At 52.9% G+C, this 25,820-nt stretch carries 20 protein-coding genes; 17 read left to right on the top strand and 3 right to left on the bottom strand.

What is annotated here, in order from left to right; all coding sequences use genetic code 11:
* Positions 1–42 precede the first annotated feature (42 nt).
* The 4 genes from HV477_RS24360 (at position 43) to rcsC (ending at position 8,595) form a co-directional block, all read left to right on the top strand.
* Complete coding sequence (locus HV477_RS24360; protein ID WP_000098078.1) at positions 43–1,368, top strand: MFS transporter; 1,326 nt, start codon at positions 43–45, stop codon at positions 1,366–1,368.
* 14 nt (positions 1,369–1,382) lie between these two features.
* Positions 1,383–2,585 carry a mandelate racemase/muconate lactonizing enzyme family protein gene (locus HV477_RS24355; protein WP_023207571.1) on the top strand — a complete coding sequence of 401 codons (1,203 nt, stop codon included), beginning with the start codon at positions 1,383–1,385 and terminating at the stop codon, positions 2,583–2,585.
* 409 nt (positions 2,586–2,994) lie between these two features.
* On the top strand, positions 2,995–5,631 hold the full coding sequence (gene gyrA / locus HV477_RS24350; RefSeq protein ID WP_001281212.1) for a DNA topoisomerase (ATP-hydrolyzing) subunit A: 2,637 nt from the start codon (positions 2,995–2,997) through the stop codon (positions 5,629–5,631).
* A 117-nt stretch (positions 5,632–5,748) separates the two neighbouring features.
* Positions 5,749–8,595, top strand: a complete 2,847-nt coding sequence (gene rcsC, locus HV477_RS24345; protein WP_000876084.1) for a two-component system sensor histidine kinase RcsC — start codon at positions 5,749–5,751, stop codon at positions 8,593–8,595.
* A 102-nt stretch (positions 8,596–8,697) separates the two neighbouring features.
* Here rcsC and rcsB read toward each other — a convergent pair whose 3' ends face one another.
* Together rcsB and rcsD are read right to left on the bottom strand one after the other, a co-directional pair.
* Positions 8,698–9,348 (bottom strand): response regulator transcription factor RcsB, encoded by a 651-nt coding sequence (gene rcsB / locus HV477_RS24340; RefSeq protein WP_001061919.1) that lies wholly within the window; start codon positions 9,346–9,348, stop codon positions 8,698–8,700.
* A gap of 16 nt (positions 9,349–9,364) precedes the next feature.
* Positions 9,365–12,034, bottom strand: coding sequence for a phosphotransferase RcsD (gene rcsD, locus HV477_RS24335; RefSeq protein WP_079899017.1), 2,670 nt, complete (start codon positions 12,032–12,034; stop codon positions 9,365–9,367).
* Between the two features lie 728 nt (positions 12,035–12,762).
* Between rcsD and HV477_RS24330 the strand changes: the two genes are divergently transcribed.
* The 5 genes from HV477_RS24330 to HV477_RS24310 all read left to right on the top strand — a co-directional run bounded on the left by HV477_RS24330 (position 12,763) and on the right by HV477_RS24310 (position 18,580).
* Complete coding sequence (locus HV477_RS24330; RefSeq protein WP_052932177.1) at positions 12,763–13,899, top strand: porin OmpC; 1,137 nt, start codon at positions 12,763–12,765, stop codon at positions 13,897–13,899.
* 114 nt (positions 13,900–14,013) lie between these two features.
* Positions 14,014–15,066 (top strand): FAD:protein FMN transferase ApbE, encoded by a 1,053-nt coding sequence (apbE, locus tag HV477_RS24325; protein WP_023138042.1) that lies wholly within the window; start codon positions 14,014–14,016, stop codon positions 15,064–15,066.
* 80 nt (positions 15,067–15,146) lie between these two features.
* Positions 15,147–16,208 carry a bifunctional DNA-binding transcriptional regulator/O6-methylguanine-DNA methyltransferase Ada gene (gene ada / locus HV477_RS24320; RefSeq protein ID WP_038393899.1) on the top strand — a complete coding sequence of 354 codons (1,062 nt, stop codon included), beginning with the start codon at positions 15,147–15,149 and terminating at the stop codon, positions 16,206–16,208.
* 2 nt (positions 16,209–16,210) lie between these two features.
* Complete coding sequence (alkB, locus tag HV477_RS24315) at positions 16,211–16,861, top strand: DNA oxidative demethylase AlkB (RefSeq protein ID WP_079899018.1); 651 nt, start codon at positions 16,211–16,213, stop codon at positions 16,859–16,861.
* Between the two features lie 75 nt (positions 16,862–16,936).
* Positions 16,937–18,580, top strand: a complete 1,644-nt coding sequence (locus HV477_RS24310) for a multidrug ABC transporter permease/ATP-binding protein (protein WP_023237740.1) — start codon at positions 16,937–16,939, stop codon at positions 18,578–18,580.
* A gap of 208 nt (positions 18,581–18,788) precedes the next feature.
* Here the strand turns inward: HV477_RS24310 and eco are convergent, their stop codons facing one another.
* Positions 18,789–19,283, bottom strand: coding sequence for a serine protease inhibitor ecotin (eco, locus tag HV477_RS24305; RefSeq protein WP_000781589.1), 495 nt, complete (start codon positions 19,281–19,283; stop codon positions 18,789–18,791).
* 413 nt (positions 19,284–19,696) lie between these two features.
* Between eco and napF the strand changes: the two genes are divergently transcribed.
* From napF to HV477_RS24265, 8 genes are all read left to right on the top strand, one after another.
* Positions 19,697–20,188 carry a ferredoxin-type protein NapF gene (napF, locus tag HV477_RS24300; protein WP_079899019.1) on the top strand — a complete coding sequence of 164 codons (492 nt, stop codon included), beginning with the start codon at positions 19,697–19,699 and terminating at the stop codon, positions 20,186–20,188.
* Positions 20,178–20,441: a chaperone NapD gene (gene napD / locus HV477_RS24295; RefSeq protein ID WP_001260058.1), complete on the top strand. Its 264-nt coding sequence runs from the start codon at positions 20,178–20,180 to the stop codon at positions 20,439–20,441. Before napF ends, napD begins: the two co-directional genes overlap by 11 nt.
* Positions 20,438–22,924 (top strand): nitrate reductase catalytic subunit NapA, encoded by a 2,487-nt coding sequence (napA, locus tag HV477_RS24290; protein ID WP_000778097.1) that lies wholly within the window; start codon positions 20,438–20,440, stop codon positions 22,922–22,924. The genes napD and napA overlap by 4 nt, the downstream gene beginning before the upstream one ends.
* A 6-nt stretch (positions 22,925–22,930) precedes the next feature.
* Positions 22,931–23,626 (top strand): ferredoxin-type protein NapG, encoded by a 696-nt coding sequence (gene napG, locus HV477_RS24285; protein WP_000091679.1) that lies wholly within the window; start codon positions 22,931–22,933, stop codon positions 23,624–23,626.
* On the top strand, positions 23,613–24,482 hold the full coding sequence (gene napH, locus HV477_RS24280) for a quinol dehydrogenase ferredoxin subunit NapH (RefSeq protein WP_052932173.1): 870 nt from the start codon (positions 23,613–23,615) through the stop codon (positions 24,480–24,482). Before napG ends, napH begins: the two co-directional genes overlap by 14 nt.
* A 115-nt stretch (positions 24,483–24,597) precedes the next feature.
* Positions 24,598–25,047 carry a nitrate reductase cytochrome c-type subunit gene (gene napB, locus HV477_RS24275; protein ID WP_000835182.1) on the top strand — a complete coding sequence of 150 codons (450 nt, stop codon included), beginning with the start codon at positions 24,598–24,600 and terminating at the stop codon, positions 25,045–25,047.
* Between the two features lie 9 nt (positions 25,048–25,056).
* Complete coding sequence (gene napC, locus HV477_RS24270) at positions 25,057–25,659, top strand: cytochrome c-type protein NapC (protein ID WP_000431778.1); 603 nt, start codon at positions 25,057–25,059, stop codon at positions 25,657–25,659.
* Between the two features lie 20 nt (positions 25,660–25,679).
* Positions 25,680–25,820: ATP-binding cassette domain-containing protein (locus HV477_RS24265; protein ID WP_133308259.1), on the top strand; the 141-nt coding region annotated here is incomplete at its 3' end.

Genomic DNA, 25,820 nt, shown 5'->3' with positions numbered 1-25,820 from the left:
GGTTAATACCCTTATTCATTGAATCATAAAAGGTGATGCAAAATGAGTAGTCCACAAGAAAATTTATACGATGCAATTCGTATTGTAAAAAGGAAAATCATTCCTTTGGCCTTTATTCTTTACTTTTTTAACTATATGGATCGTGTCAATATTGGGTTTGCTGCATTACGCATGAATGAATCTCTCGGTATTACGCCTGAGGATTTCGCTAATATTTCTTCTATATTCTTCATATCATATTTAATCTTTCAAATTCCGAGTAGCATTGGCTTGCAAAAGCTTGGTGCAAGAAAATGGATTAGTTCCATTATTATCGGCTGGGGAGCGGTAACTGGGCTGATTTTTTTTGCTAAAGATACTCAACATATTTTGCTGGCTCGCATTTTTTTGGGGGTATTTGAAGCTGGCTTTTTCCCGGGCATGGTTTATTATCTTGCATGCTGGTTCCCGGCTCGTGAACGCGGAAAAGTCAATAGTTTCTTCATGTTATCTATTGCTGTTGCATCGGTATTGGCTGCACCGATGTCTGGTTGGATCATCGAGCATTTGAATACCCCGGATTATGAAGGCTGGCGCTGGCTTTTTGCTATTGAAGGTATCCCTACCGTATTCCTTGGCATCCTGACATTTTATTTACTGCCTGACAGTCCAGAAAAGGCTAAATGGCTTACGCCACAGCAGATATCGGCCTTAGTTAATAAATTACGTACTGACAATGAAACCGCAGCTGCATTAAATAAAAATACCAACTCATCCTTTCTTTCCGTAATCAAAAATCCAGTTTTGCTTCAGCTTTCTTTCGCCTACATGTTGATTCAGGCGGCTGCTCTGGCGGCAAACTACTGGTTGCCGGGGTTGGTGAAGGGATTTTCAGCTGATTTTACGGATACTGACGTTGGTTTAATCATGAGTATTCCGTTTATTTTCGCTATGTTCAGCATGCCCTGGTGGGGCTGGCATTCCGATAAAAAGAATGAACGAAAATGGCATGCTGCATTACCCATGTTTCTGGCAGGCTGTGGTTTTCTGATGATTGCTCTTGTCCCCTCAATGTCGCTGAGAATGCTGGGGCTAACGTTCTATGGTGTTGGGATCCTCAGCTATTACGGACCTTACTGGGCGCTGCCTTCTGCATTATTGTCGCCGTCAGGGTTGGCTATCAGCATTGCGTTTATTAACTCATGTTCAAGTCTTGGCGGATTCCTGATTAATAAGTCACTGGGATTCGTTTCTACTCATTATGGTGCGACAGGAATATTTATTGTAGAGGCAATACTTTGCTTCGCTGCGGTAGCCGTTTTGGCGTTAATGAAAATTGATGTGAAAAAAGAAAAAAGCCAACAAACAAATGTTGTATCACGAACCTGATAAATGGAGAAATTATGAAAATTACGTCTATTGAAGTTTTTGACTGTGAATTAAAAAAAAGAGATCAAACGATGTCATCCTATAATCCAGTACTTATCCGGGTGAATACCGACTCAGGATTAAGTGGTATTGGCGAAGTAGGACTGGCCTATGGCGCAGGCGCTAAAGCTGGCGTAGGGATCATCAGAGATCTGGCGCCATTGATTGTGGGTGAAGATCCACTAAATATCGAAAAAATTTGGGAGTTCTTTTTCAGAAAGACTTTTTGGGGGATGGGGGGCGGGAACGTTTTTTATGCCGGAATGAGCGCTATTGATATTGCTCTTTGGGATATCAAAGGTAAATATTTAGGTGTACCTGTTTATCAGCTCCTTGGCGGGAAAACTAATGAAAAATTAAGAACCTATGCTAGTCAGTTACAATTTGGTTGGGGGGATAAACGCCAGATATTAGTGACACCTGATGAATATGCTGAGGCGGCGCGTGCGGCTCTTGACGATGGATATGATGCGATTAAAGTGGATCCACTCGAAATCGATCGTAATGGCGATGACTGTGTTTTTCAGAATAGAAATCGTAACTATTCAGGATTGTTACTGGCCGATCAATTAAAAATGGGGGAAGCGCGAATTGCCGCTATGCGTGAAGCAATGGGGGATGATGCTGATATTATCGTAGAAATCCATTCTCTTCTCGGTACAAACTCAGCTATTCAATTTGCGAAGGCGATAGAAAAGTATCGTATCTTTCTTTATGAAGAACCGATTCATCCATTAAATTCTGATAATATGCAGAAAGTTTCCCGTTCAACAACGATTCCAATCGCCACTGGCGAGCGTTCCTACACAAGATGGGGATACAGGGAATTACTGGAGAAGCAGTCTATTGCCGTAGCGCAACCTGATTTGTGTCTCTGCGGCGGAATTACCGAAGGAAAGAAAATCTGTGACTATGCTAATATTTATGACACCACTGTACAGGTGCATGTTTGCGGCGGTCCTGTTTCCACGGTAGCCGCGCTGCATATGGAAACAGCAATTCCCAACTTTATTATTCATGAGCATCATACCAATGCGATGAAAGCATCTATTCGGGAACTTTGTACCCACGATTATCAACCGGAAAATGGCTATTATGTCGCGCCGGAACAGCCCGGATTGGGTCAGGAATTAAACGATGAGGTAGTGAAAGAATACCTGGCCTATGTGATTAAATAGCATCTGGTGATACTGATTATGGTTTATGCCTCCCGGCATATCCCCTAAATAATTCGAGTTGCAGGATAAAATGGTTAACCGTCTTGAACAGCGCTTGCGCTAACCCCGACGGGGCGAGGCCCAGGGATGGGCCGAGTAACTTGCCGCCAACGCACATGAAACTTGAAGTATGACGGGTAGACATGGGAGGTATTGATTTTCCAGCCTCTTCCTGGCCAGGCCCCGATCTCCCCTGTGTCGCCTCTGAAGCCGATCGCCGATAAACGCCGGGACCACGGTTATAAATGAAGAGAGCATGCGGCACCCGAATAAAGCATTGTCTGGCTGCATTCCGTTTACCAGTACGTGGGCGAATGTGTTATAATTTGCGACCTTTGAATCCGGGATACAGTAGAGGGATAGCGGTTAGATGAGCGACCTTGCGAGAGAAATTACACCGGTCAACATTGAGGAAGAGCTGAAGAGCTCCTATCTGGATTATGCGATGTCGGTCATTGTTGGCCGTGCGCTGCCGGATGTCCGAGATGGCCTGAAGCCGGTACACCGTCGCGTACTTTACGCCATGAACGTATTGGGCAATGACTGGAACAAAGCCTATAAAAAATCTGCCCGTGTCGTTGGTGACGTAATCGGTAAATACCATCCCCACGGCGATTTCGCAGTGTATGACACCATCGTTCGTATGGCGCAGCCATTCTCGCTGCGTTACATGCTGGTGGATGGTCAGGGTAACTTCGGTTCTATTGACGGCGACTCCGCGGCGGCAATGCGTTATACGGAGATCCGTCTGGCGAAAATCGCCCACGAACTGATGGCCGATCTCGAAAAAGAGACGGTGGATTTCGTGGATAACTATGACGGTACGGAAAAAATTCCGGACGTCATGCCGACCAAAATTCCGAATCTGCTGGTGAACGGTTCTTCCGGTATCGCAGTAGGTATGGCGACGAATATCCCGCCGCACAACCTGACGGAAGTGATTAACGGCTGCCTGGCGTATATCGACAACGAAGACATCAGCATTGAAGGGCTGATGGAACATATTCCGGGTCCGGACTTCCCGACCGCCGCGATCATCAACGGTCGTCGTGGTATCGAAGAAGCCTACCGTACCGGTCGTGGCAAAGTGTACATCCGCGCCCGCGCGGAAGTTGAAGCTGACGCGAAAACGGGCCGTGAAACCATCATCGTCCATGAAATTCCCTATCAGGTGAACAAAGCGCGCCTGATCGAGAAAATCGCCGAGCTGGTGAAAGATAAACGCGTGGAAGGCATCAGCGCGCTGCGTGACGAATCCGACAAAGACGGGATGCGCATCGTGATTGAAGTGAAACGCGATGCGGTGGGCGAGGTGGTGCTTAATAATCTCTACTCCCAGACCCAGCTACAGGTTTCCTTCGGTATTAACATGGTGGCGCTGCATCACGGCCAGCCGAAGATCATGAACCTGAAAGATATCATTTCAGCGTTCGTGCGCCACCGCCGTGAAGTGGTGACGCGCCGTACTATTTTTGAACTGCGTAAAGCCCGTGACCGCGCGCATATCCTTGAAGCTCTGGCGATTGCGCTGGCCAACATCGATCCGATTATCGAACTGATTCGCCGTGCGCCAACGCCGGCGGAAGCGAAAGCGGCGCTGATTTCGCGTCCGTGGGATCTGGGCAACGTTGCTGCGATGCTGGAGCGCGCCGGTGACGACGCCGCGCGTCCGGAATGGCTGGAGCCAGAATTTGGCGTGCGTGACGGTCAGTACTACCTGACTGAACAGCAGGCGCAGGCGATTCTGGATCTGCGTTTGCAGAAACTGACCGGCCTGGAGCATGAAAAACTGCTCGACGAATACAAAGAGCTGCTGGAGCAGATTGCTGAATTGCTGCACATTCTGGGCAGCGCCGATCGCCTGATGGAAGTGATCCGCGAAGAGATGGAGTTAATTCGCGATCAGTTCGGCGATGAGCGTCGTACCGAAATCACCGCCAACAGCGCCGATATTAATATCGAAGATCTGATTAGCCAGGAAGATGTTGTCGTGACGCTGTCTCACCAGGGTTACGTCAAATATCAACCGCTGACGGATTACGAAGCGCAACGTCGTGGTGGGAAAGGTAAATCTGCCGCGCGTATTAAAGAAGAAGACTTTATCGACCGCCTGCTGGTGGCTAACACCCATGACACCATCCTCTGCTTCTCCAGCCGGGGCCGTCTGTACTGGATGAAGGTCTATCAGCTGCCGGAAGCCAGCCGCGGCGCGCGCGGTCGTCCGATCGTCAACCTGCTGCCGCTGGAAGCCAACGAACGTATCACCGCGATTCTGCCGGTTCGTGAGTATGAAGAAGGCGTCAACGTCTTTATGGCGACCGCCAGCGGTACCGTGAAGAAAACGGCGCTGACCGAATTCAGCCGTCCGCGTTCCGCCGGTATTATCGCGGTGAACCTCAACGACGGCGACGAGCTGATTGGCGTTGACCTGACTTCTGGTTCTGACGAAGTCATGCTGTTCTCGGCCGCGGGTAAAGTGGTGCGCTTCAAAGAAGACGCCGTCCGTGCGATGGGGCGTACCGCGACCGGTGTGCGCGGTATTAAGCTGGCGGGAGATGATAAAGTAGTCTCTCTGATCATCCCACGCGGCGAAGGCGCTATTCTGACCGTAACGCAAAACGGCTACGGGAAGCGTACCGCAGCGGACGAGTACCCGACCAAGTCTCGTGCGACGCAGGGCGTTATCTCTATCAAAGTGACCGAGCGCAACGGTTCCGTTGTCGGTGCGGTACAGGTAGACGATTGCGACCAGATCATGATGATCACGGATGCCGGTACTCTGGTGCGTACCCGAGTGTCTGAGATCAGCGTGGTGGGACGTAATACCCAGGGCGTTATCCTTATCCGCACGGCGGAAGATGAAAACGTGGTGGGTCTACAACGCGTTGCTGAACCGGTAGATGACGAAGAACTCGACGCTATCGACGGCAGCGTGGCGGAAGGGGATGAGGATATCGCCCCGGAAGCGGAAAGCGATGACGACGTTGCGGATGACGCTGACGAGTAATGTTATTGCTGTGCGAGGGCCGGATATCCGGCCCTTTTTCTTTGCCGTTGCGGGCTACGTCATTTACCGCTACCTTAGTCACACTCTATTTACATCCTGAGGCGGAGCTTCGCCCCTTTGAAATACCTTGCTTCCTTTCGAACTACGCTGAAAGTCTCGCGCTACTTATTCAGAGCGTTAGCGTTACTCATTTGGCTCTTAATCGCCTTTGTTTCGGTGTTTTACATCGTCAATGCCCTGCACCAGCGGGAATCTGAAATTCGTCAGGAGTTCAACCTTAGCTCCGATCAGGCGCAGCGTTTTATCCAGCGCACATCGGACGTGATGAAAGAGCTCAAATATATCGCCGAGAACCGTTTAACGGCGGAAAACGGCGTCATGTCGTCGCGTGCGCGTGATGACAAAATGGTGGTGCCGGACTTTGAACCGCTATTCGCCGACTCAGACTGTGCGGCGATGGGCTCCGCCTGGCGCGGTTCGCTGGAGTCGCTGGCTTGGTTTATGCGTTACTGGCGCGACAACTTTTCAGCGGCGTATGATCTTAACCGCGTTTTCCTGATTGGCAGCGATAACCTCTGTATGGCGAATTTCGGCCTGCGTGAAATGCCCGTGGAGCGCGATGATGCGTTAAAAGCGTTACATGAGCGGATTATGAAATACCGCAACGCGCCGCAGGAAGAAAGTGGGAATAACCTTTTCTGGATAAGCCAGGGCGCGCGTCAGGGCGTGGGCTACTTTTATGCGCTGACGCCGGTGTATCTGGCCAACCGTCTGCAGGCGCTGCTGGGCGTCGAGCAGTCCATCCGTATGGAAAATTTTTTCACGCCCGGCAGTTTGCCGATGGGCGTCACTATTATTGATGAGAACGGCCATTCGCTGATTTCGTTGACCGGTCCTGACGGCAATATTAAAGCGGAGCCGCGCTGGATGCAGGAGCGCTCCTGGTTTGGTTATACGCCAGGTTTTCGCGAACTGGTACTCAAAAAAAGCCTGCCGCCATCCTCGCTCAGTATTGTCTATTCTGTGCCTGTAGATTTAGTCCTGGAGCGTATTCGTATTCTTATCCTGAACGCTATCCTGCTGAACGTGCTGGTGGGTGCAGGGCTGTTTACGCTTGCGCGGATGTATGAGCGGCGAATTTTCATTCCGGCGGAGAGCGATGCTCAGCGCCTGGAGGAGCATGAACAGTTCAACCGTAAAATCGTTGCCTCCGCGCCGGTGGGGATCTGTATTCTGCGCACTATTGATGGTGTCAATATTCTGAGTAACGAACTGGCGCACACCTACCTGAACATGCTCACGCATGAAGACAGACAGCGCCTGACGCAAATCATTTGCGGCCAGCAGGTCAACTTTGTTGATGTATTGACCAGCAATAATACCAATTTGCAAATTAGCTTCGTCCATTCCCGCTATCGCAATGAAAACGTCGCGATTTGCGTGTTGGTAGATGTGAGTACGCGCGTCAAAATGGAAGAGTCGCTGCAGGAGATGGCGCAGGCGGCGGAGCAGGCTAGCCAGTCTAAATCCATGTTCCTTGCAACGGTCAGCCATGAATTGCGCACACCGCTGTACGGTATCATCGGCAATCTCGATCTGCTGCAAACCAAAGAGCTGCCAAAAGGCGTGGATCGGCTGGTCACGGCGATGAATAACTCCTCCAGCCTGTTGCTGAAAATTATCAGCGACATTCTCGACTTCTCGAAAATTGAGTCGGAACAGCTAAAGATTGAGCCGCGCGAATTTTCACCGCGAGAGGTGATGAATCATATCACCGCCAATTATCTGCCGTTGGTGGTGCGTAAGCAGCTCGGCCTATATTGTTTTATTGAGCCTGACGTGCCGGTATCGCTGAACGGCGACCCGATGCGTTTACAGCAGGTCATTTCAAACCTGTTGAGTAACGCCATTAAGTTTACCGATATTGGCTGCATCGTGCTGCATGTGCGCTGTGATGGGGATTATCTCAGCATTCGCGTGCGGGATACCGGCGTCGGTATTCCGGCAAAAGAGGTGGTTCGCCTGTTCGATCCCTTCTTCCAGGTGGGAACCGGCGTACAGCGTAACTTTCAGGGGACCGGTCTGGGGCTGGCGATTTGCGAAAAATTGATCAGCATGATGGACGGCGATATTTCCGTCGATTCGGAGCCTGGCATGGGAAGCCAGTTTACGCTGCGCATCCCGCTTTATGGCGCGCAATACCCTGTGAAAAAGAGCGTGGAAGGACTCGCCGGAACCTGCTGTTGGCTGGCGGTGCGCAATACTTCTTTGTGCCAGTTTATTGAGACCAGTCTGGCGCGTAGCGGCGTTCATACGCAGCGTTATGAAGGGCAAGAACCCGCCGCGGACGATATTTTGATTGTCGATGACGCGCTGGAGCATACCTGGCAGGGGAGGGCGGCGGTCGTCTTTTGCCGCCGTCATATCGGGATTCCGTTGGAAAGAGCGCCGGGCGAGTGGGTGCATAGTGTGGCGTCGGTGCATGAGTTGCCCGCACTGTTGGCGCGTATTTATAGTATTGAGCTGGATAGTGAAGCGCTTTCCAGCGCATTGCCGACGACGGATAAAACCGCAGATTCAAATGACGACATGATGATTCTGGTCGTTGACGATCATCCGATCAATCGCCGTCTGCTGGCCGATCAATTGGGATCGCTGGGGTATCAGTGTAAGACAGCCAATGATGGCGTGGACGCTCTGAATGTGCTGAGTAAAAATGCTATCGATATTGTTCTGAGCGATGTGAACATGCCGAACATGGACGGCTATCGCCTGACGCAGCGTATCCGTCAGCTTGGGCTAACGCTGCCTGTCGTCGGCGTGACGGCGAACGCGCTGGCGGAAGAGAAACAACGTTGCCTGGAGTCCGGTATGGACAGCTGTTTGTCGAAGCCTGTGACGCTGGATGTGTTGAAACAGACGCTGGCGGTGTATGCCGAGCGGGTACGTAAAACGCGGGCATAAAAAATGCCGGATGGCGGCGTCGCCTGTCCGGCCTGTAAAAGATGAGTCGACTGGTAGGCCTGATAAGCGTAGCGCCATCAGGCTGGGTAACATGAAAGCGATTTATTCTTTGTCTGTCGGACTCAGGGTGACGGAAGAGAGATAGTTGAGCAGCGCGATATCATTCTCTACGCCCAGTTTCATCATCGCCGATTTCTTCTGGCTGCTGATGGTCTTAATGCTGCGGTTGAGCTTCTTGGCGATTTCGGTGACCAGGAAACCCTCGGCGAACAGGCGTAATACTTCGCTCTCTTTTGGCGACAGGCGCTTGTCGCCGTAACCGCCTGCGCTGATTTTCTCCAGCAGACGAGAAACGCTTTCTGGGGTGAATTTTTTGCCTTTTTGCAGCGCGGCCAGCGCCTTAGGCAGATCGGTTGGCGCACCCTGTTTGAGTACGATCCCTTCAATATCAAGATCCAACACGGCGCTCAGGATCGCCGGATTGTTGTTCATGGTCAGAACGATAATAGACAGGCTCGGAAAATGACGCTTGATGTACTTGATCAAGGTGATCCCATCGCCGTATTTATCTCCCGGCATGGAGAGGTCAGTGATCAACACATGCGCATCTAATTTCGGCAGGTTGTTGATCAATGCTGTGGAATCTTCAAATTCGCCGACAACATTCACCCACTCGATTTGTTCAAGTGATTTGCGAATACCGAACAGTACAATCGGGTGGTCATCGGCAATAATTACGTTCATATTGTTCATGTATTGGGCTACCTTGCTACAGCAAGCTTTTGACGTAGGCGTCAATGTCGCTGATATATTTTTCTATACCTGGAGCATCTTTCTCACGAATCAGATGTTCCAGCGTTTCACATAACTGCTTGCCGGGTACCAGATTAAGCATGGCAAACACCCCTTTCAGGCGGTGGGCCGTTTGGGCCAGCGCAGCGAAATCGCTGGTTGCCGCCTCAGTATACAACCTCTTAACATCATCCGGTACTGTGTCTACAAATAGCGCATAATAGCCGCTGGCATGAAGCTCGGCATTTTCATCTCCGCCGAGCGGGGAGGCGGGAATCTCTTCCTGCGCCAGCTGCTCTTCGATAAGTTGTAGTACAGCTTCCTGCATAGCATTGCTCATATTAAAGTTGACGCGCAACTGACCCGGGCCAATTTTCCGCACGCCTGACTCATCATCGCTTAAAAGCAAGCCCGAGGCAGTAAGATTAGACGGATTATCCGTTAAAAAGAGATCATATTCTTGACTTATCTGCCTTTCATCCGGCGTGATGCAGGTGGCGCCCCAGTTTTCTAACTGACGCAGCACAATCGCGCGAACCTCGTTGGACGTCACATCGACCATCACGCTCACGTCGTCCAGCAGGCGCTCTTCGACCTGAGTATGCTGATCGTGAGGAAGCATTTTGACATGAACGGTATAGCGCGTGCCCAGCGTTTCTCGCGCTTTAATGTTGAGATGACCGCCCAGTTTGCGCGCCAGTTGATTGCACAGCCAGAAGGTGAGCGGATTCGCTTTGCCGTAATGATCGCCCTGCGTTTCATTCATATACGGGAAATGCAGATTATCAATCTCGTTTAACGTTACGCCTTCGCCCGTATCCAGAATACGGAAAGTCAGACGCTCCGCGATAGATTCATCCTGCTCGACTTCAAGCGTAATTTTACCCATAGCGGTCGTTGTGACGGCATACTGAATCAACAGCAGCAAAATCCGACGCAGGGCGTCGCGATCGCCCCAGCGTTCATCGTTGCCGCTAAGATGGTTATTAATCAGCAGTTGCAGCCCTTTACGCTTAATGGCGGGCAGCACTTCCGGCACGACTTCGTCAATAAGATCCTGCAGGGAGAACAGCGTGGCTTCGCTCTTCCATGCGTCATTTTCCAGCATATTCGCCAGTTGGATTTCATCGATCATACGTACCAATACATCCGCCTGATCCGCCAGTTTCAGGCTTTCCGGCGTGGTGACTGCCGCGGCGTTAACCGCCAGTTGGCGTACGGGCTCTTTAAGCGTGTTGCTGATATTTTGCATAAAGGCGGCGCGACCCTGCTGATTCTTCTCATACAAACGCTGCGCCTGTTTAAGCTTCTTATTCACCAGCACTTCCCGGTCCTGATCGCGAATAATAAAGATCTGCGTGCGGGGAGCGATCTGGCTGCGAAACAGACGGATCTCATACAGTTCGTTATTAATTGTCGCCTGAATCACGCCCTGATGCTGTTCCGCCATGCTGGTAATATTTTGCAGGTTAAGATGCGGCAACAGATGATCGGCGATTTTATTGCTGATCACGGTGCGGTTGCCTTCCTGATCGTAGACCAGCAGACCCAGCGGCAGCAGAGAAACGATCTCTTCATTAATGGCGCGTAAGACGCGAAGCTCGTTATTCGCCGCGTTGCCGGATGTCGATTCCGTCGACCGTCCCGGCTGATGACGGAACGTGGCGTAGCCAAATAACGCCAACGCCAGCAGCCCGATGTTCAGCAGTAAAGGCAGCAGAATATTTTGCAACGTATCAAGCAAAAGCGTACCGAACGGTACCTGCCAGATCAGGCGCATTCCGGTAGAGTTAAGCGCTGAGGAGATCTCAATTTTTGAACCGTTAAAGCTAATCGTGACGCTATCTGGCGCTTCCTTTTCACTGCTTCGCCCCGTCGCCTGGGTTGCGTCAGGCTCTATCCGAAAACTGTCCAGCGGCATTCCCGGCGGGATTAAATCATTAATGGGCAGATCAAACGCCACCACGGTCGCCAGATGTCCTGGCTGATTGAAGGTCGTGCGCAGCGTAAAATAGTGACCGTTTTGCCAGGCCAGTTTTCGCAATGAGGAGAAACTTTCGCGCTCATCCAGCGCATTCGCCTGCTGCAACATCTCTGCCCGGCGGGAATCGACGATATTGCCAATAGTGGACTCTTTAAAGCCGGAAGAGAGATCTTTCAACGGTAGGGTAGAGATAAGAATCAGGCTGTTATCCTGTCCGTTGAGATAATACATTGACCACGGCACGTTTTCCGCGCCCCACAGCGTATCCAGATAGGTTGACATACGCTGCGTCATTTCCAGCGTGGCGCTGTCATGGGAACCGAAAATCAGCGCTTCAGTTTTACGTCGCGGCTTTTCAAGATAATACACATCCTGTTTCAGACGCGTTTCCTGAAGTCCTTCACCTGTCGATGGCGTAGTGGTGGCGGCGATGTTGTCATAAATTTGCCAGGTAACATACCGCCAGGTGTCCACGCGTTTATGAATAGCGTGAGTGATATCGACAATTTGATAGCTTTTGTCTTTCAACCAGGCGTTGACGGCGCTCTGTACCATAACGCCCATCGTTACCAGCAGCACAATGATCAGCAATAAGAAGAAACGGGTAATGCTTCCCGGTAGAAGGGAGAATCGGGTAGAGACCGTTGTGTCAGACTGACTCATTTATGTTTACGACCTGTAAAAGCAACGCTGAAGGTGAAGGGCAGTATAAAGGGTAATGAATGAATTTCCAGACTCTTACGTCATGCCGGGCAACTTAACACGCGCTCCGTCGGCGGGACGGGAAAAGCGTACAACCTTCGCAGAACGGTACAAATATTAAGACTACTTATAAATGTTTAGCACTAAATATCAAGAAATTATTTGCTAATGTCTTACGAACGGTCGAGCAGGGGAGTGTAGTGAATAACCGTGATAGTTTTAGGCAGGTAGCATAAATCAGCCGGGTGTGTCTGAAAAAGGGTAAAAAAAACCGAATGCGAAGCATCCGGTTGAAATAGGGGTAAACAGACATTCAGAAGTGAATGACGGTAATAAATAAAGTTAATGATGATAGCGGTCACTATTTTAGTTGCGAATGAAGATTCTGTTTTATCATTCAGTGCTATGAATTTCATCAATTTAACCCGTTGATTTTAAAAGTTTCGTGAATATATTTTGTCTATTTGTGCTTATTTTTACTTGATTTTTGCTTTAAAAAAGTTCCGTAAAATTAATATTTTGAAACATCTATGTAGATAACTGTAACATCTTAAAAGTTTTAGTATCATATTCGTGTTGGATTATTCTGTATTTTTGCGGAGAATGGACTTGCCGACTGGTTAATGAGGGTTAACCAGTAAGCAGTGGCATAAAAAAGCAATAAAGGCATATAACAGAGGGTTAATAACATGAAAGTTAAAGTACTGTCCCTCCTGGTACCAGCTCTGCTGGTGGCGGGCGCAGCGAATGCGGCTGAAATTTATAATAAAGACGGCAACAAATTAGACCTGTTTGGTAAAGTTGATGGCCTGCACTACTTCTCTGACGACAAAGGCAACGACGGCGACCAGACCTACATGCGTATCGGCTTCAAAGGCGAAACGCAGGTTAACGATCAGCTGACCGGTTATGGCCAGTGGGAATATCAGATTCAGGGCAACCAGACTGAAGGCAGCAACGACTCCTGGACGCGTGTGGCGTTTGCGGGTCTGAAATTCGCTGACGCAGGTTCCTTCGATTATGGTCGTAACTACGGCGTAACCTATGACGTGACCTCCTGGACCGACGTTCTGCCGGAGTTCGGCGGCGACACCTACGGCGCTGACAACTTTATGCAGCAGCGTGGTAACGGCTATGCCACCTACCGTAACACCGACTTCTTCGGTCTGGTGGATGGTCTGGACTTCGCGTTGCAGTATCAGGGCAAAAACGGCAGCGTGAGCGGTGAAAACACCAACGGTCGCAGCCTGCTGAACCAGAACGGCGACGGTTACGGCGGATCGCTGACTTATGCAATCGGCGAAGGCTTCTCTGTCGGTGGCGCTATCACCACGTCTAAACGTACTGCTGATCAGAACAACACCGCTGAAGCTCGCCTGTATGGTAACGGCGATCGCGCCACGGTTTACACCGGCGGCCTGAAATACGATGCGAACAACATCTATCTGGCAGCGCAGTATTCTCAGACCTATAACGCAACCCGTTTTGGTACCTCTAACGGCAGCAACCCGTCCACCTCTTACGGTTTTGCCAACAAAGCGCAGAACTTTGAAGTGGTTGCTCAGTACCAGTTCGACTTTGGTCTGCGTCCGTCTGTGGCTTACCTGCAGTCTAAAGGTAAGGACATCAGCAACGGTTACGGCGCCAGTTATGGCGACCAGGACATCGTAAAATACGTTGATGTCGGCGCGACTTACTACTTCAACAAAAACATGTCCACCTATGTTGATTACAAAATCAACCTGCTGGATAAAAACGACTTTACCCGCGATGCGGGCATCAACACCGACGACATCGTAGCGCTGGGTCTGGTTTACCAGTTCTAATCAGCAAAAGATGTTGCTAAAGGGCCTACGGGCCCTTTTTTCATGCCTTATTCCGGCGTACAAATACGACGTTTTGATATACGCTTGCGTCCATTCGAATGAGGATAAACAGCGATGAAAATGACTTTTTGCCGGGCCGTGTGTCTGGCGGCGGCTTTTTTACTTATGGGCTGCGATGAGGCTCCCGAAACGACAACAGCGTCACCTGCCGCTCAGGTGCTGGAAGGTAAAACGATGGGGACCCTCTGGCGGGTGAGCGTGGTTGGTATCGATGCGAAACGCGCCGCAGAGTTACAGACTAAAATCCAGACTCAGCTTGATGCTGATGATTGGTTGCTTTCTACCTATAAAAATAACTCCGCGCTGATGCGTTTTAACCATTCACGCAGTCTTGCGCCCTGGCCGGTCAGCGAAGCCATGGCGGATATCGTGACCTCGGCGCTGCGTATTGGCGCGAAGACGGATGGCGCGATGGATATCACCGTGGGCCCGCTGGTCAATCTGTGGGGGTTTGGGCCGGATCGGCAGCCGCTGCATATCCCAACACCAGCACAAATCGATGCGGCAAAAGCGAAAACAGGCCTGCAACATTTGCAGGTTATCGACAGGGCTGGACATCAGTTTTTGCAAAAAGATCTGCCGGATCTTTATGTTGATCTCTCCACGGTCGGGGAGGGCTATGCGGCGGATCACCTGGCGCGTCTGATGGAGCAGGAGGGCATTGCGCGTTATCTGGTCTCGGTGGGCGGCGCATTAAGCAGTCGCGGGATGAATGCGCAAGGGCTGCCGTGGCGCGTCGCGATTCAGAAGCCGACCGACCGGGAAAACGCGGTGCAGGCGATTGTGGATATCAACGGGCATGGCATCAGCACCTCCGGCAGCTACCGTAACTATTATGAGCTGGATGGCAAGCGCGTATCGCACGTTATCGATCCGCAAACGGGGCGCCCCATTGAACACAACCTGGTATCGGTTACGGTCATCGCGCCAACGGCGCTGGAAGCGGACGGCTGGGACACCGGCCTGATGGTGCTTGGTACGCAAAAGGCGCAAGAGGTCGTGCGGCGGGAAGGGCTGGCGGTCTTTATGATCATGAAAGAAGGTGAAGGCTTTAAAACCTGGATGTCGCCGCAGTTCAAAACGTTCCTGGTGAGCGATAAGAATTAAAACGCAAGATTACGGGTTTTTGTGGGCGGATTTACGGACACACTGCATGTAAGCAAGCACTATGCTTAATGAAGGAGTCTATGATGAAAAAAGCGTTACTTACCGATGATGAATGCTGGCTGCGGGTGCAGGCGCGCGATGCCAGCGCGGATGGGCGTTTCGTTTTTGCGGTGCGAACCACCGGCGTTTTTTGCCGCCCTTCTTGTCGCTCGAAGCGGGCGTTACGTAAAAATGTTCGCTTTTTTGCCAACGCGCAGCAGGCGCTGGACGCCGGTTTTCGCCCCTGCAAGCGCTGTCAGCCGGATAATGCGCGCGCGCAGCAACGGCGGTTGGATAAGATTGCCTGCGCCTGCCGTTTACTTGAGCAGGAGACGCCGGTAACGCTGGCGTCTCTGGCGCAGGCGGTGGCGATGAGTCCGTTTCATCTGCACCGTTTGTTTAAAGCGAGCACCGGAATGACGCCGAAAGGGTGGCAGCAGGCGTGGCGCGCCCGGCGGCTGCGTGAGGCGTTGGCGAAAGGAGAGCAGATCACGGCGGCTATTTACCGCGCCGGCTTCCCGGATAGCAGTAGCTACTATCGTCATGCCGACCAGACGCTGGGCATGACGGCAAAACAGTTTCGCAAAGGCGGCGATAATGTCTCCGTTCGCTATGCGCTGACGGACTGGGTTTACGGACGGTGCCTGGTGGCGGAGAGCGAGCGGGGGATTTGCGCGATTCTCCCCGGTGATAGCGACGACGCGCTACTGGCTGAATTACACACCCTTTTCCCGGCGGCCCGCCACGAACCTGCTGACGCGCCTTTTCAGCAACGGGTGCGGCAGGTTGTCGCGGCTATCAACACACGCGATGTGCTGCTCTCGTTGCCGCTGGATATCCAGGGAACCGCGTTTCAACAGCAGGTCTGGCAGGCGTTATGCGCGATTCCCTGCGGCGAAACCGTAAGCTATCAACAGCTTGCCGCGACTATCGGCAAACCCACGGCAGTACGCGCGGTCGCCAGCGCGTGCGGCGCGAATAAACTGGCGATGGTGATCCCGTGTCATCGGGTCGTGCGTCGCGATGGCGCGCTCTCCGGTTATCGTTGGGGCGTGCGTCGAAAAGCGCAGCTATTAAAGCGAGAAGCACAAAAAGAGGAGTAGCAATGCTGGATCTGTTTGCTGATGAAGCGCCCTGGCAAGAGCCCCTGGCGCCTGGCGCGGTGGTGTTGCGCCGCTTTGCGTTTCGCGCGGCGCAGTCGCTATTAGACGATATCGGGTTTGTCGCCAGTCAGTCTCCGTTTCGTCAGATGGTGACGCCGGGCGGCTACACCATGTCGGTGGCGATGACCAACTGCGGCGCGTTAGGGTGGACCACCGATCTTCACGGTTATTGTTATGCCGTGCGCGATCCGTTGACCGATAAACCCTGGCCTGCGCTGCCGTTATCGTTTGCCAGCGTATGTCGTCAGGCGGCAATCGCGGCAGGGTATGCGAGCTTCCAACCGGACGCCTGCCTGATCAATCGCTACGCGCCTGGCGCAAAACTGTCGCTGCATCAGGATAAAGACGAGCCGGATCTGCGCGCGCCTATTATCTCAGTTTCGTTGGGGGTGCCGGCGGTTTTTCAGTTTGGCGGCCTGCGTCGCAGCGACCCGATCCAGCGGATCTTACTGGAGCATGGCGATATCGTGGTCTGGGGCGGCGAGTCCCGGCTGTTTTATCATGGTATCCAGCCGCTTAAAGCGGGCTTTCATCCCATGACCGGTGAATTTCGTTACAATCTCACCTTCCGTCAGGCGGCTGAAAAAGAATAAAAATAAGAATTATTATTGCTGTGCAGGTGGAGTTAGTTAAACTGCGGGCTGTTATTATCGGTCCGGGTTGTATGCATGGAACTTCTTATTCTTGTCTGGCGGCAGTACCGCTGGCCATTTATTAGCGTGATGGCGCTGAGCCTCGCCAGCGCGGCGCTGGGGATTGGCCTGATCGCGTTTATCAATCAGCGCCTGATTGAAACGGTGGACACCACCGTCATGGTGCTGCCGGAATTTCTCGGTCTGCTCCTGTTACTAATGGTCGTCACATTAGGTTCCCAACTGGCGCTCACCACTCTGGGACACCATTTCGTTTACCGCCTGCGCAGCGAATTTATCAAGCGCATTCTGGATACGCACGTTGAACGCATTGAGCAACTGGGCAGCGCCTCTTTACTGGCCGGTCTGACCAGCGATATTCGCAATATTACTATCGCCTTTGTGCGTCTGCCTGAGCTGGTGCAGGGCATTATCCTCACCGTCGGCTCGGCGGCGTATCTGGCGATGCTATCGACAAAAATGCTGCTGGTTACGGCTATCTGGATGGCGGCCACTATCTGGGGCGGATTTGTGCTGGTGGCGCGGGTTTACCAGCATATGGCGACCCTGCGCGAGACCGAAGATAAGCTGTACAACGACTATCAGACGGTGCTGGAAGGACGCAAAGAGCTGACGCTAAACCGCGAGCGTGCGGAGCAGATTTTTCAGCAATGCTATATCCCGGACGCCAAAGAGTACCGTCATCACATTATCCGTGCCGATACTTTTCACCTGAGCGCCGTCAACTGGTCGAATATCATGATGCTGGGGGCGATAGGCCTGGTCTTCTGGATGGCGAATAGTCTCGGCTGGGCGGATACCAACGTCGCGGCGACCTATTCACTGACGTTGCTGTTCCTGCGCACGCCGCTGCTGTCTGCGGTGGGGGCGTTGCCAACGCTACTGACCGCCCAGGTGGCGTTTAATAAACTGAATAAATTCGCGCTCGCCCCGTATAAGCCTGATTTTCCACAGCCGAAAGCCTTTCCCGACTGGAAGACGCTGGAGCTGCGCAACGTGGTTTTCCACTATCAGGATAACGCGTTTTCCGTGGGGCCCATCAACCTGACGATTCACCGCGGCGAACTGCTGTTTTTAATTGGCGGCAACGGTAGCGGGAAATCGACGCTGGCCATGTTATTGACCGGTTTATACCAGCCGCAATCGGGAACGATTTTACTTGATGGTCAACCTATTGCCGCCGGACAGCCGGAAGATTATCGCAAACTGTTTTCTGCGGTGTTCACCGATGTGTGGTTATTCGACCGCCTGCTGGGGCCGCAGGGGAAACCCGCCAATCCCGCTCTGGTCGAAAAGTGGCTTGAGCACCTGAAAATGACGCACAAGCTGGAGCTAAACGACGGGCGCATTTTGAATCTTAAACTGTCGAAAGGGCAAAAAAAGCGCATTGCGCTGCTGCTGGCGCTGGCGGAAGAGCGCGATATTATTTTGCTGGATGAGTGGGCCGCCGATCAGGACCCGCATTTCCGCCGGGAGTTTTATCAGGTACTGTTGCCGTTAATGCAGGAAATGGGCAAAACCATTTTCGCCATCAGCCATGATGATCACTATTTTATTCACGCCGATCGTCTGCTTGAAATGCGTAACGGACAGCTAACCGAACTCACCGGCGACGAACGTGACGCCGCTTCGCGTGATGCGGTTGCGCGTACTGCGTAATGGACTATGGCGCCGGATGAACCGCCTGATGGCAGCCCTACGTCCGCACGCGGGTAGGCCTGATAAGATGCTACGCGTCGCCACCAGGCATCGGGGTATTTTTTGCGGTGGACGAGCGGGGCTCCAGACGTGTTTTAAAAAGAACCCCGGAGCGCTGCGTGAGTCGGCGTGTTCAGATGCCCGGTAAGTGTGACCGGGCAGCGTAACATTATCGCGCGACGGCGTTCTGTACGTTAGCGTCCGCTTTCCAGATGCGGTATTTCACGTCCACATTCGCTGGGGTATACACCACGATCGGCAGCTTGCTGTTGTAGCGCAGCATCCCGTCTTCACCCAGCCAGGCGGTGACGAATTTTTGCTCTTTCTTACCTTCAGGGCAGGCCATCATGGTTGATACCGGAGAGGTGACGTTATCAAAGACATAATAGTCATAGCCCCAGCCTTCCAGCGTTTTTGTTTCCAGCGTGCCGCCGAGGCGATGCTGGTTACAATCCACATTCAGCGTTTGACCAATCAACAGTTCCACTTTGAGGGTAGATTCATCCTGCTGAGGGGTAAGGGTTATCACTTGCCGCTTCATTCCTTTTTCCGCCTGCGGATAGGGGGCGATTTTTTCCAGCGGCTGGGCGGTATCGCCATTGTTAGCCCAGGCAGAGGCGCTGGCGAGGGCGGCGAAGACGACGGCAGGGACAAACATCTTCATTTGATTGTTCACAGTATTTCCTTTCTGCTGTTTTCGGTATGCACGGGCAACAGATTAACACATTCATATTATCTATTAATCTGTATTTACTCATATTTTCAAGATTATTAATAAAATAGCGTATTTTTATATAGTGGAATATTCTGATATTGATAATGCAAATGAAATTATCAGCTATTAGTGGTTTTCGTTATATAAATATCTATATAACTCATTGAAATGTGAGAAAAAGCACGTTTACGGGTCTTTACCCGGCACTCTTTTGATCCGGCAACAGCATTTACCTCTATCGGGGTATGCATCTCTTACACATCCTGAAATATCTTATTTACAAAAACAACTACTCATAAATTGTACGGTTTTTATTGGTATTCACTCCCTATGGAAGCGTGTCGTTATGGAAGGGCGATATCATGGTTGATTTATCCCGTCGAAGCATGTTGACCGGCAGTTGGCGCAACGCCAGCAATGGGATTCTTCCGCCGTGGGCCAGAGAAACAACCTATTTTCTCGCACATTGTCTGCGTTGCGACGCCTGCATCCAGGCGTGTGAGGCCGACATCCTGCAGCGAGGGACGGGGGGATATCCGAGCGTAGATTTCAAACGGGGCGAGTGCAGCTTTTGTTATGCCTGTGCGCAGGCCTGTCCCGAATCTCTCTTTCTTCCGCGCCACACCAGGGCCTGGGATCTGATTTTTACACTCACGGAAAACTGCCTCGCCAGGCAGTCGGTTGAATGCCATCGTTGCCAGGACAGTTGTGAACCTATGGCCATCACCTTTCGTCCCACGCTATCCGGCATTTACCAGCCGCAGCTTGACTCGCAGGCCTGTAACGGATGCGGGGCGTGTGTGGCTATCTGTCCCGTGTCAGCCATCAAAGCGGAGAACCACCATGCGCACTAACTGGCAGGTCTGTAGCCTGGTCGTGCAGGCCAAAAGTCAGAACATCGCCGCCATTGGCACACAGTTGAACACGTTGCCGGGTTGCGAAGTCGCGTTAAGCGACGTTGAAAGCGGGCAACTGATCGTGGTGGCGGAAGCAGACCAGAGTGAAACGCTGATGCAAACAATTGAGTCAGTACGCAATGTCGAGGGCGTACTGGCGGTGTCGCTGGTTTATCACCAGCAGGATGAGCAAGGTGAGGAAACACCATGAAACTCAGTCGTCGTAGCTTTATGAAAGCTAACGCCGTTGCGGCCGCTGCGGCGGCTGCCGGTCTGAGCGTGCCGGGCGTCGCCCGCGCCGTTGTCGGGCAGCAGGAAGCCATCAAATGGGATAAAGCGCCGTGCCGTTTTTGCGGAACGGGTTGCGGTGTGTTGGTGGGAACGCAGCAGGGCCGTGTGGTCGCCTGCCAGGGCGACCCCGACGCGCCGGTCAACCGTGGTCTGAACTGCATTAAAGGCTACTTCCTGCCCAAAATCATGTACGGTAAAGATCGTCTGACGCAGCCGATGCTGCGCATGAAAGACGGCAGCTATCACAAAGACGGCGAGTTTACGCCGGTGAGCTGGGAACAGGCCTTCGATGTGATGGAGGAGAAGTTTAAAACCTCCCTGAAAGAGAAAGGGCCAGAAGCGATCGGCATGTTTGGGTCGGGTCAATGGACCATCTGGGAAGGCTATGCCGCCGCGAAACTGTTCAAGGCTGGTTTCCGCTCTAACAACATTGACCCGAACGCGCGTCACTGCATGGCCTCGGCGGTGGTGGGCTTTATGCGCACCTTTGGCATGGATGAACCGATGGGCTGCTACGACGATATTGAGCAGGCCGATGCGTTTGTGCTGTGGGGTTCCAACATGGCGGAGATGCACCCGATTTTATGGTCGCGCATCACTAACCGCCGTTTGTCCGACCCGAATGTGAAGGTCGCTGTCCTCTCCACCTTCCAGCACCGTAGCTTTGAGCTGGCGGACAACGGTATTGTCTTTACCCCGCAAAGCGATCTGGTGATCCTTAACTATATCGCGAATTACATTATTCAGAACAACGCGGTAAATCAGGATTTCTTCACAAAGCATGTGAACCTGCGTAAAGGGGCGACGGATATCGGCTACGGCTTACGCCCGACGCACCCGCTGGAAAAAGCGGCGAAGAATCCGGGCTCCGACGCTTCCGAGCCGATGAGCTTCGACGAGTATAAAGCCTTCGTGGCGGAATATACGCTGGACAAGACCGCTGAAATGACCGGCGTGCCGAAAGATCAACTGGAACAGTTGGCACAGCTCTACGCCGATCCGAATAAGCGCGTGATCTCTTACTGGACGATGGGTTTTAACCAGCATACCCGCGGCGTGTGGGCGAATAACCTGGTTTACAACCTCCATCTGCTGACCGGAAAAATCTCCCAGCCTGGCTGCGGTCCTTTCTCGCTGACCGGCCAGCCTTCCGCCTGCGGTACGGCGCGTGAAGTGGGAACCTTCTCACACCGTCTGCCCGCAGACATGGTCGTGACGAACGAAAAACACCGTGATATCTGCGAAAAACACTGGCAGATCCCCGCTGGCACTATCCCGGCAAAAGTGGGTTTACACGCGGTGGCGCAGGATCGCGCGTTGAAAGACGGCAAGCTGAACGTCTACTGGGTAATGTGTAATAACAATATGCAGGCCGGGCCGAACATCAATGAAGATCGGATGCCGGGCTGGCGCGATCCGCGTAACTTTATCATTGTCTCCGATCCTTACCCGACGGTGAGCGCGCTGTCTGCGGATCTGATCCTGCCGACCGCCATGTGGGTTGAGAAAGAAGGCGCTTACGGCAACGCCGAACGCCGCACGCAGTTCTGGCGTCAGCAAATTAAAGCGCCGGGCGAAGCCAAATCCGACCTCTGGCAACTGGTGCAGTTTTCCCGTCGTTTTAAAACCGAGGAGGTCTGGCCGGAGGCGTTGTTGGCTCAGAAGCCGGAGCTGCGCGGTAAAACTCTGTATGACGTTCTGTTCGCCACGCCGGCGGTCAGCAAATTCCCGCTGAGCGAGCTGAAAGAGGATCAGTTAAACGATGAGTCTCGTGAGCTGGGCTTCTATCTGCAAAAAGGGCTGTTTGAAGAATACGCCTGGTTTGGACGTGGCCACGGTCACGATCTGGCGCCGTTCGACGATTACCACAACGCGCGCGGTCTGCGCTGGCCGGTCGTCGAAGGCAAAGAGACGCAATGGCGTTACAGCGAAGGCAACGACCCGTATGTAAAAGCGGGGGAAGGGTACAAATTCTACGGTAAACCGGATGGCAAAGCGGTGATCTTCGCGCTGCCATTTGAACCCGCGGCGGAGTCGCCGGACAACGAGTACGATCTGTGGCTTTCCACCGGTCGCGTGCTGGAACACTGGCATACCGGCAGTATGACGCGCCGCGTGCCTGAATTGCATCGCGCCTTCCCGGAAGCGGTGGTCTTTATTCACCCGCTGGATGCGAAAGCGCGCGATCTGCGTCGTGGGGATAAGGTTAAAGTGTCGTCCCGCCGCGGCGAAGTGATTTCGATTGTCGAAACGCGTGGACGTAACCGTCCGCCGCAGGGACTGGTGTATATGCCGTTCTTCGATGCCGCTCAGCTAGTGAACAACCTGACGCTGGATGCGACGGACCCGCTCTCTAAAGAGACGGACTTCAAGAAGTGCGCCGTTAAGCTGGCGAAGGTGTAACGCGTTATGTCCCGTACAGCGAAACCCCAAAATGGCCGCCGCCGCTTTCTGCGTGATGTTGTGCGCACTGCGGGCGGGCTGGCGGCGGTTGGCGTGGCGCTGGGCTTGCAACAGCAAACCGCGCGCGCAACGGGCGTGCGGCTGCGTCCGCCTGGCGCGCTGAATGAAAATGTTTTCGCCAGCGCCTGTGTGCGCTGCGGGCAGTGCGTTCAGGCGTGTCCATACGACACGCTAAAACTGGCGACGCTGGCCTCCGGGCTATCGGCAGGCACGCCCTATTTCGTCGCTCGCGACATCCCCTGCGAAATGTGTGAAGACATTCCGTGCGCCAAAGTCTGCCCCAGCGGGGCGCTGAATAAAGATATCGCCTCCATTGATGACTCGCGCATGGGGCTGGCGGTGCTGCTGGATCAGGAAAACTGCCTCAACTTTCAGGGGCTGCGCTGCGACGTTTGTTACCGCGAATGCCCGAAAATCGATGAGGCCATCACGCTGGAACTGGATCGCAACATGCGCACCGGCAAACATGCGCGCTTTCTGCCCACCGTACACAGCGACGCCTGTACCGGCTGCGGCAAATGCGAAAAAGTCTGCGTACTGGAGCAACCAGCGATAAAAGTGTTGCCGTTGTCATTGGCGAAAGGGGAGTTAGGACACCATTACCGCTTCGGCTGGCTGGAGGGGAAAGATGGCAAATCGTAAACGCGACGCCGGGCGAGAAGCGCTGGCGAAAAAAGGCTGGTGGCGTAGCCACCGCTGGCTGGTGTTACGCCGTATCAGCCAGTTTATGGTGCTGGGGATGTTTCTCAGCGGCCCGTGGCTGGGCTTTTGGGTTTTGCATGGCAACTACAGCAGTAGTTTGCTGTTCGATACCCTCCCGTTGACCGATCCGCTGATTACTCTGGAAAGTCTCGCCAGTGGACATCTTCCCGCTACCGTGGCGCTGACGGGAGCAGTGATTATCGCTGTGCTGTATGCGCTGGCGGGAAAGCGACTATTTTGCAGTTGGGTTTGCCCGCTAAACCCCGTTACCGATTTGGCTAACTGGATGCGCAGGAAATTTGACCTGAACCAGTCTGCGACGATTCCACGCCATATACGGTACGTCCTTCTGGTGGTGGTGTTAATCGGTTCGGCGTTGACCGGCACGCTGCTGTGGGAATGGATTAATCCCGTGTCGCTGTTAGGTCGTAGTCTGATTATGGGATTTAGTAGCGGCGCGTTGCTGATTATTGCTTTGTTTTTATTTGATTTATTAGTCGTTGAGCACGGTTGGTGCGGCCATATTTGCCCGATGGGCGCGCTGTATGGCGTGCTGGGCAGTAAAGGCGTAGTGACCGTGACGGCCAAAAAACGTGAGAAATGTAATCGCTGTATGGATTGTTTTCATGTTTGCCCGGAACCGCATGTGCTACGTGCGCCGGTGCTGGATGAGCAAAGCCCGGCGCAGGTCACTCACCGCGACTGCATGACCTGCGGTCGCTGCGTGGATGTCTGTTCTGAGGATGTTTTTACAATAACGATACGCAACATCATTCGGGATGCATCGCGGCGGTAAGCGAGGAAATCTCCAGGAGCATAGATAACGATGTGACTGGGATTTTGGAGCGCAGCCAACAAAGAGGCAGCTCGAAGGATGAAGTGTAAATGCGATGGAGTTCGGGAGCGAAACAATGAAAAGCCATGACCTGATGAAAGCGCTGTGTCAATGGATGGCCACGCTTGCCCTGGTGGTAAGTGGTGCGGTTTGGGCGGCAAACGGAGTGGATCTGAGCCAGTCGCCGGAAGTATCCGGGACGCAGGAAGGGGCGATTCGTATGCCGAAAGAGCAGGAGCGTATGCCGCTAAATTACGTCAACCAGCCGCCGATGATCCCGCACAGCGTCGAGGGCTACCAGGTGACGACCAATACCAACCGCTGTCTGCAATGCCACGGCGTGGAAAGTTATCGTACGACGGGCGCGCCGCGTATCAGTCCGACGCACTTTATGGACAGCGACGGTAAAGTGTCGGGCAACGTCGCGCCGCGTCGTTATTTCTGCCTGCAGTGCCACGTACCGCAGTCTGATACCGCGCCGATTATCGACAATACCTTTACCCCCTCGCAAGGTTACGGGAAATAAGAGGTCATTATGGAAAATTCTAACCGTAAACCTGGCTGGATAAAGCGCGTCTGGCGATGGTGGCGCAGCCCCAGCCGCCTGGCGCTGGGGACGCTGCTGTTAATCGGTTTTATCGGCGGCATCATCTTCTGGGGCGGCTTCAATACCGGAATGGAAAAGGCTAACACCGAAGAGTTTTGTATTAGCTGCCATGAAATGCGCAACACGGTGTATGAGGAGTATATGGAAACCGTCCACTACAACAACCGTAGCGGCGTTCGCGCCACCTGTCCTGACTGCCATGTGCCGCATGAGTGGGGGCCGAAGATGATCCGTAAGATCAAAGCCAGTAAAGAGCTGTATGCGAAGGTATTTGGGCTGATAGATACACCGCAGAAATTTGAAGCTCATCGCCTGACAATGGCACAAAATGAGTGGCGGCGCATGAAAGACAACAACTCGCAGGAATGCCGTAACTGCCACAATTTCGACTTTATGGATCTGACCGCGCAAAAAGGCGTCGCGGCGAAAATGCACGATCAGGCGGTAAAAGATGGACAGACCTGTATCGATTGCCACAAAGGGATCGCGCATAAACTGCCGGATATGCGTGATGTTAAACCAGGTTTCTGACAGGACGTTGATGAGTGGGAATGCTTGAAGCCAGAGATCTGCACTGCGAGCGGGACGAGAGGACGCTGTTTCGCGGGCTGTCGTTCACCGTGGACGCCGGGGAGTGGGTGCAGGTCACCGGCGGCAACGGCGCCGGAAAAACCACCCTGCTGCGCCTGCTG

Origin of the sequence: Salmonella sp. SG203, assembly GCF_013350575.1 — a bacterium.
GTDB lineage: Bacteria > Pseudomonadota > Gammaproteobacteria > Enterobacterales > Enterobacteriaceae > Salmonella > Salmonella enterica.
This window is presented reverse-complemented; position numbering and strand designations above follow the sequence as displayed.